The 6953-nt window shown below is 62.6% G+C and carries 6 protein-coding genes; 2 read left to right on the top strand and 4 right to left on the bottom strand.

Annotated elements, in window-relative coordinates; translation table 11 throughout:
• A partial coding sequence (locus AC04MI_RS22180) for a sensor histidine kinase (protein ID WP_476498717.1) occupies positions 1–808 on the top strand: 808 nt, incomplete at its 5' end.
• 19 nt (positions 809–827) lie between these two features.
• Positions 828–1373, top strand: a complete 546-nt coding sequence (locus tag AC04MI_RS22175) for a response regulator transcription factor (RefSeq protein WP_056064872.1) — start codon at positions 828–830, stop codon at positions 1371–1373.
• A gap of 103 nt (positions 1374–1476) precedes the next feature.
• Here the strand turns inward: AC04MI_RS22175 and sbmA are convergent, their stop codons facing one another.
• From sbmA to AC04MI_RS22155, 4 genes are all read right to left on the bottom strand, one after another.
• Positions 1477–2466, bottom strand: a complete 990-nt coding sequence (gene sbmA, locus AC04MI_RS22170) for a peptide antibiotic transporter SbmA (RefSeq protein WP_436079185.1) — start codon at positions 2464–2466, stop codon at positions 1477–1479.
• Between the two features lie 203 nt (positions 2467–2669).
• A complete protein-coding gene (acnB, locus tag AC04MI_RS22165) occupies positions 2670–5261 on the bottom strand; it encodes a bifunctional aconitate hydratase 2/2-methylisocitrate dehydratase (RefSeq protein ID WP_476498716.1) in 2592 nt (863 codons plus the stop codon).
• An 87-nt stretch (positions 5262–5348) separates the two neighbouring features.
• Positions 5349–5990 (bottom strand): hypothetical protein, encoded by a 642-nt coding sequence (locus AC04MI_RS22160; protein ID WP_436079187.1) that lies wholly within the window; start codon positions 5988–5990, stop codon positions 5349–5351.
• A gap of 32 nt (positions 5991–6022) precedes the next feature.
• Positions 6023–6953 (bottom strand): HpcH/HpaI aldolase/citrate lyase family protein (locus AC04MI_RS22155; protein WP_476498715.1); only part of this gene is annotated, 931 nt, incomplete at its 5' end.

The raw sequence follows: 6953 nt of genomic DNA, 5'->3' as shown, positions 1-6953 counted from the left end.
GCTTGGGCTGCTGGTGTGTTTTGTGCTCAACGCCACGCTGGTGATGGTGTTCATCACCCGCATCAACCGCAACCTGCGCGAGCGCGATGCCCGCCTGGCGGCCGCACGCCGGCGCCGCGTGGAAGAAGARCACATCGTGCGCATGGGCCTSYTGGCSTCSGGCGCCGCGCACGARCTGGGCACSCCGCTKKCCACSCTKGCSGTGATCCTGGGCGACTGGCAGCACGACAAGCGGCTGGCCAGCAACGCCGCGCTCAAGGAAGACATTGCCGAGATGCAGACCCAGGTACAACGGTGCAAAAGCATCGTGAGCGGCATCCTGCTCTCGGCGGGTGAAACGCGCGGCGAGGCGTCGGTGCAGACCACTGTGCGCAAGTTTGTCGATGCGCTGGCACAGGAGTGGCGCAGCACCCGCACGATCCCCCAGTTTGACTACGACAACGACTTCGGCACTGACACGCCCATGGTGTCGGACACCACCCTCAAGCAAATGGTTTTCAATGTGCTGGACAATGCTCGCGACGCCTCGCCAGGCTGGGTGCGGCTGGCGGTCACGCGCAATGCCGACGCCCTGTGCATGACTGTGACCGATGCCGGCCCCGGCTTTGCGCCCGACATGCTGTCCAAGCTGGGTACTCCCTACCAGTCCTCCAAAAACCGCCCCGGCGGTGGTCTGGGCCTGTATCTGGTGCTGAACGTGGCCCGAACCCTGGGCGGCAGCGTGGAGGCGCGCAACCGTCCCGAAGGGGGCGCACAGATGACCATCGAATTGCCCCTGGCCTCGATTGCGCTCCCCCCGAAGGTATGAATGAACGAAAGAACCCACCGTGGACACTGAAGAAGCGCAACGACAGCTGCTGATCGTCGAGGACGACGAAGCCTTTGCGCGCACGCTGGCCCGCTCGTTTGAACGGCGCGGCTACAGCGTGTTGCAGGCAGCGAGCCTGGCCGACGTGGAGGTGTTGCTGGAGCAGCACCAGCCCGGGTATGCGGTGGTGGACCTCAAGCTCAAAGGAGAGGCATCAGGCCTGGCCTGCGTGCAGACACTGCACGCCGCTGACGACGAGATGTTGATCGTGGTGCTCACGGGTTTTGCCAGCATTGCCACCGCCGTGGAAGCCGTGAAACTGGGCGCGTGCCACTATCTCGCCAAGCCCTCCAACACCGACGACATCGAAGCTGCGTTTGGGCTCAAGGAAGGCAATGCCGAGGTGGAACTGACCAACCGTTCCAGTTCCATCAAGACGCTGGAATGGGAACGCATCAACGAGGTGCTGGCAGAAACAGGCTTCAACCTGTCGGAGGCCGCGCGGCGCCTGGGTATGCACCGCCGCACCCTCACCCGCAAGCTCGAAAAGAAACAGGTGCGTTAGCCCCAACGGCTTTGGACCCGCCCTCCCCTGTTTCGTGCCGATCCATCTCGCGGGGCGCAATCTGCACGGCCGGTCACACGCTCCCTCGGCTCCCAAACAGCACTCAGGAAGCCTCAGGCACCACCTTCAGCATCTGCTGCTCGAAAGCGCGCAAACGCTTGTAGATCGATATCTGCTCCACCACCGTGCTCCAGTTCAGCACCAGAAACTGGAACGACTCCAGCACCTTGTCAAAGGCCCGGGCAATCTGCTGCATCACCCCCAGGGTAATCACCCCCGCGATCAGCGTGGGCCCCAACGCTACCAGGGGCACCAGCACACTCACCTGCAGGTAGGACCACTTCACCACATCGAAGTACAGGTAGTGGAAAAACAGCCGGAAGTAGTTGCGGCGCACGCCCGCGAACAGCTCAGCCGCCGTGGGCGGAGAAGCCCGGTTCGGGTCGTCCTCGCCCAGCACCAGTTCCTTGCGGTACGCCGCCTCGACCCGCTGGTTGTGAAACTCCAGCCCTGGCAGCTTCACGCCCACGCAGGCCAGCAGCAACGTGCCCCCCAATGACCAGGCCAGTGCGACCCAGACCAGGGAATGCGGAACGGCACCGATGAGGGGCAGCGCAGTGACTTTGTCGGACAGCGTCCAGAGCACCGGCAGAAAGGCCCCGAGCGTCATGAGGCTGCGCATGAAGCTCAGGCCCAGGTCCTCCATGGTGCGGGCGAAACGCATGGTGTCTTCCTGAACACGCTGTGCCGCGCCCTCGATGTGCCGCAGGCATGGCCAGGCCGCCATGTAGTGCTCATTCATCGCCTGCCGCCAACGAAAGATGTAGTGTTTGCTGAAAAAATCCGCCAGCACCGCCGTCGTCACATAGATCATGGCAATGCGCGCGAAGGTTGAAAGCTGTCCCCAGAACTGCTCTGCGGTGATGCTGCCAGGCTTACCCAGAGCCTCCTGTATGAGATCGTAAAAGCTGCCGAACCAGCCGTTGATCTGCACGTCCAGCTGCACACGGTAAGCCGTGGCCAGAAGAATGACAAGAGAACCCAAGATGGACCAGGCCCACCAGCGGCGGGCGAAAAAGAAGGACTTGAACATCGTAGTGCCGTGTTGGAATGGTTCTGCGGACTCTGAGTGCAACACAGAATGAACGTTCCGCGAGAAGTGCCGTGGCCTCCTCCCCGTTCTCCTCAAGGCACACACGAACCGATCGAAGTGCAACACCACGGACCGTGGGGCGCACCAAAAAAAAGCGGCCCCGAGGGGCCGCTTTGCGCGGGAGCATCGTCGCGAGGATGCGATCAGGCGGCCACGCCCTTGGCCACGTCCGCGTACTCTTCGATCTGGTCGAAGTTCAGGTACTTGTAGATCGAAGCGCCATCCTTGTTCACGATGCCCATGGCTTCGTGGTACTCGGTCACCGTCGGGATCTTGCCCAGCTTGGACGCAATGGCGGCCAGCTCGGCMGAGSCCAGGAACACGTTRGTGTTCTTGCCCAGKCGGTTGGGGAAGTTGCGGGTGSWGGTSGACAYCACSGTSGCGCCTTCGCGCACYTGSGCCTGGTTRCCCATGCACAGCGAGCAGCCGGGCATTTCGGTACGAGCACCAGCAGCACCAAAGTTGGCGTAGTGGCCTTCTTTGATCAGCTCGCTCTCGTCCATCTTGGTGGGCGGTGCCACCCACAACTTGACGGGGATGTCACGGCTGCCGCCCAGCAGCTTGGCTGCTGCGCGGAAGTGGCCGATGTTGGTCATGCAAGAACCAATGAAGGCTTCATCGATCTTGGTGCCAGCCACTTCCGACAGGGTCTTGGCGTCGTCGGGGTCGTTGGGGCAGCACAGGATGGGTTCCTTGATGTCGGCCAGATCGATCTCGATGACGGCTGCGTATTCGGCATCCTTGTCGGCTTCGAGCAGGTTGGGGTTGGCCAACCAGGCTTCCACCTTCTCGATGCGGCGCTGCAGCGTGCGGGCATCGGCATAGCCGTCAGCGATCATGTTCTTCATCAGCACCACGTTGCTGGTGAGGTATTCCTTGACCGGCTCAGGGTTGAGCTTGATGGTGCAACCGGCTGCGGAACGCTCCGCCGAAGCGTCCGACAGTTCAAACGCTTGCTCGACCTTCAGGTTGGGCAGGCCTTCGATTTCCAGAATGCGGCCCGAGAAGATGTTCTTCTTGCCCGCCTTGGCCACCGTCAGCAGACCAGCCTTGATCGCGTACAGCGGAATCGCGTGCACCAGGTCGCGCAGCGTCACGCCCGGCTGCATTTCGCCCTTGAAGCGCACCAGCACCGACTCGGGCATGTCCAGAGGCATCACACCCGTCGCAGCGCCGAAAGCCACCAGGCCAGAGCCTGCCGGGAACGAAATACCGATGGGGAAACGCGTGTGCGAGTCGCCGCCCGTACCCACGGTGTCAGGCAGCAGCAGGCGGTTGAGCCAGCTGTGGATCACGCCGTCGCCAGGACGCAGGGCCACGCCACCACGGTTGCTGATGAACGCAGGCAGTTCGCGGTGGGTCTTCACGTCCACGGGCTTGGGGTAGGCCGCCGTGTGGCAGAACGACTGCATGACCAGATCGGCCGAGAAGCCCAGGCAGGCCAGGTCTTTCAGCTCGTCGCGGGTCATCGGACCGGTGGTGTCTTGCGAGCCCACGGTCGTCATCTTGGGTTCGCAGTAGGTACCGGGGCGCACGCCCTGGCCTTCTGGCAGACCCACGGCGCGGCCAACCATCTTCTGGGCCAGCGTGAAGCCTGCGTTCGACGCAGCAGGCGCCTGGGGCAGACGGAACAGCGTGGAGGCTGGCAGGCCCAGGAACTCACGTGCCTTGGCCGTCAGCGAACGGCCGATGATGAGGTTGATACGGCCGCCCGCACGCACTTCGTCAAACAGCACATCGCTCTTGAGCTTGAACTCGGCCATGGTGGCACCGTTCTTCACGATCTTGCCGTCATAGGGAAGGATGTCGACCACGTCGCCCATTTCGAGCTTGGATACATCGACTTCGATCGGCAGCGAGCCCGAATCTTCTTGCGTGTTGAAGAAGATGGGAGCGATCTTGCCGCCCAAGGTCACGCCGCCAAAACGCTTGTTCGGCACAAACGGGATGTCCTGGCCCGTGGCCCAGATCACACTGTTGGTGGCCGACTTGCGGCTGGAACCGGTGCCCACCACGTCGCCCACGTAGGCCACGAGGTTGCCCTTCTTCTTGAGGTCTTCGATGAACTGCATCGGACCACGCTTGCCGTCTTCTTCGGGCTTGAACGCCGCATCAGGGCGGGTGTTCTTCAGCATGGCCAGGTAGTGCAGCGGGATGTCTGGGCGGCTCCAGGCATCCGGTGCGGGCGACAGGTCGTCGGTGTTGGTCTCACCGGGCACCTTGAACACCGTGACGGTAATCTTCTTCTCGACCTCAGGACGGGTGGTGAACCACTCGGCATCGGCCCAGCTCTTGATGACTTCCTGCGCCTTGGCGTTGCCTGCCTTGGCTTTCACAGCGACGTCATTGAAGAAGTCGAACATCAGCAGCGTCTTCTTCAGACCCTCTGCGGCCACACCAGCCACTTCGGCGTCGTCCAGCAATTCAATCAGCGGGTGCACGTTGTAGCCACCCACCATGGTGCCCAGTAGTTCCGTGGCCTTGGCCTTGGAGATCAGACCCACGGTGATGTCGCCGTGCGCCACGGCAGCCAGGAAGCTGGCCTTGACCTTGGCAGCGTCGTCCACGCCAGGCGGCACGCGATGGGTGAGCAGGTCCAGCAAAAAGGCCTCTTCACCAGCGGGTGGGTTCTTGATCAATTCGATCAGCTCAGCCACCTGCTTGGCGTCCAGGGGCAGAGGGGGGATACCCAGTGCGGCGCGTTCGGCAGCATGGTCTCGGTAGGCTTTCAACATTGTTTTCTCCAGTTGCGTTCTAAAGTGGGGCGTAGCGTGTAGCTGTCGGCTCGGCACACACCAGTCGTTGATGGGTGCGCGAGGTTTTTATTTGGCGGCGGGCAGCGGGTCCAGCACGCTCACAGGCGGGTTCTTCTTGATGGCTTCTGCCACCACCACCTGCTCAGGGCTCATGCACTCGTCAGCCAGACGCTGACCAGCGCGCTGGTTCATCAGCATGGATTTGTTGGCGATCTGCAGCCACACGGCACCACCCTTGGCGTCCTCCAGGCGCACCGTGCCCGTGGTCGTCGCCACCGGCGACATGTAGTACTTGAAACCCTTGCCTTCCACATGGAAGTGGCCTGGGGTGGCGGGATCGGCTGTCACCGTGACAAAAGCACCGAGCTCGCAGGGCATGCGCCCCACGTGCACGCGCTCCGCAATCGCCAGTTCGGCGGGCGACAGGGCCGCTTCAGCGGCGATGATGCCGGCCGCCACCTGGTTGGTGGCGCTCTTGAGCTGGGTACGGCTGCTGGTGGGTTCGGCCTTGGCAGTGGCATGGCTCTTGGCGGGAGCCTTGGCTGCGGTCTTGCCATCTGCTGGCTTAGCGGCCGTCTTGGCGGTTGGCTTGGCGGCGGGTTTGGCTGCAGCCTTGGTGTCGGACTTGGCCGCTGGCTGGGCTGTTGTTTGTGCCAAGGCAAAGGCCGGAGCCAGCAACATGAGAGCGGAGGCAATGACGAATTTCATGGGAAGTCCTGCGTGGAAATGTCCAGGGGTGTTCACGATGGAACGAGAGTCGATGCGTCAAACCAGTGACGCACCGCCAAGGGTAGTGCGCGCCCAGTGCTGTGGGCGCGCTCCAGAATCTGCCAATAAAAGCGGTAGCTGGCACGGTCATGCAATACCCCATCCACACTGATGGGTGCCCAGTCCTCCAAGGCTGCCGCCGAAATGATCCGGGCTGCGGTGTCGATATCGTCCTGCAGGGGCGCAAAGGCCTGCAGGATGGTGCGGATCTGCGCCGGATGGATGCTCCACATCCGTGTGTAGCCCAGCTCGCGCGATGCGCGGCCGGCAGCACCTTGCAGGGCTGCCATGTCCGAAAACTCAGTCACCACGCAATGGGAAGGCACCTTGCCATGCGCGTGGCACGCCGAGGCGATTGCGAGCTTGGCACGCACCACCAGCGGGTGCGTGAACTGCCCGGCAGAGGTCATGGCCTGCGCGGGAATGGCGCCTCCATGGGCGGACACAAAATCCATGAGACCAAAACTCAGGCTCTGGACGCGGGGGTGGGAAGCGATTTCAAAAGCGCGCTGCACGGCAGCGGGGGACTCGATCAACACATGCAGAGGCACATGAGCCGCCGACGCGCGCTCCAACGCACGTTCAGCCAACAGCACATCATCCACCGACTCGACCTTGGGCACCATGAGATGACACAGCCTGTGTCCTGCCTCGCCCACAATGGTGGCGACATCATTGGCAAAAGCTGGGTGATCCACCGCATGAACACGAGCCGCTACCCGAGCCTCTGGAGCCGCAGCGGCTGCCAGGCGTGCCACCAGCGACGCATGCTGGGACTCCAGCCCGACAGGCGCGCCATCTTCACAATCGAGAGTGACATCAAAGACGCAGGTGCCAAATTCCTGCGTCATCTCTGCCTGCAATTGCAGGCTTTTGCGCATGCGCACTTCCACGCCGCTGTAG

The organism is Acidovorax sp. LjRoot204 (assembly GCF_056175785.1).
This window is presented reverse-complemented; position numbering and strand designations above follow the sequence as displayed.

Coding starts and splice junctions, on each gene's coding strand:
- sbmA (WP_436079185.1), bottom strand. CDS start 2,466: ATGTTCAAGTCCTTCTTTTTCGCCCGCCGCTGGTGGGCCTGGTCCATC.
- AC04MI_RS22160 (WP_436079187.1), bottom strand. CDS start 5,990: ATGAAATTCGTCATTGCCTCCGCTCTCATGTTGCTGGCTCCGGCCTTT.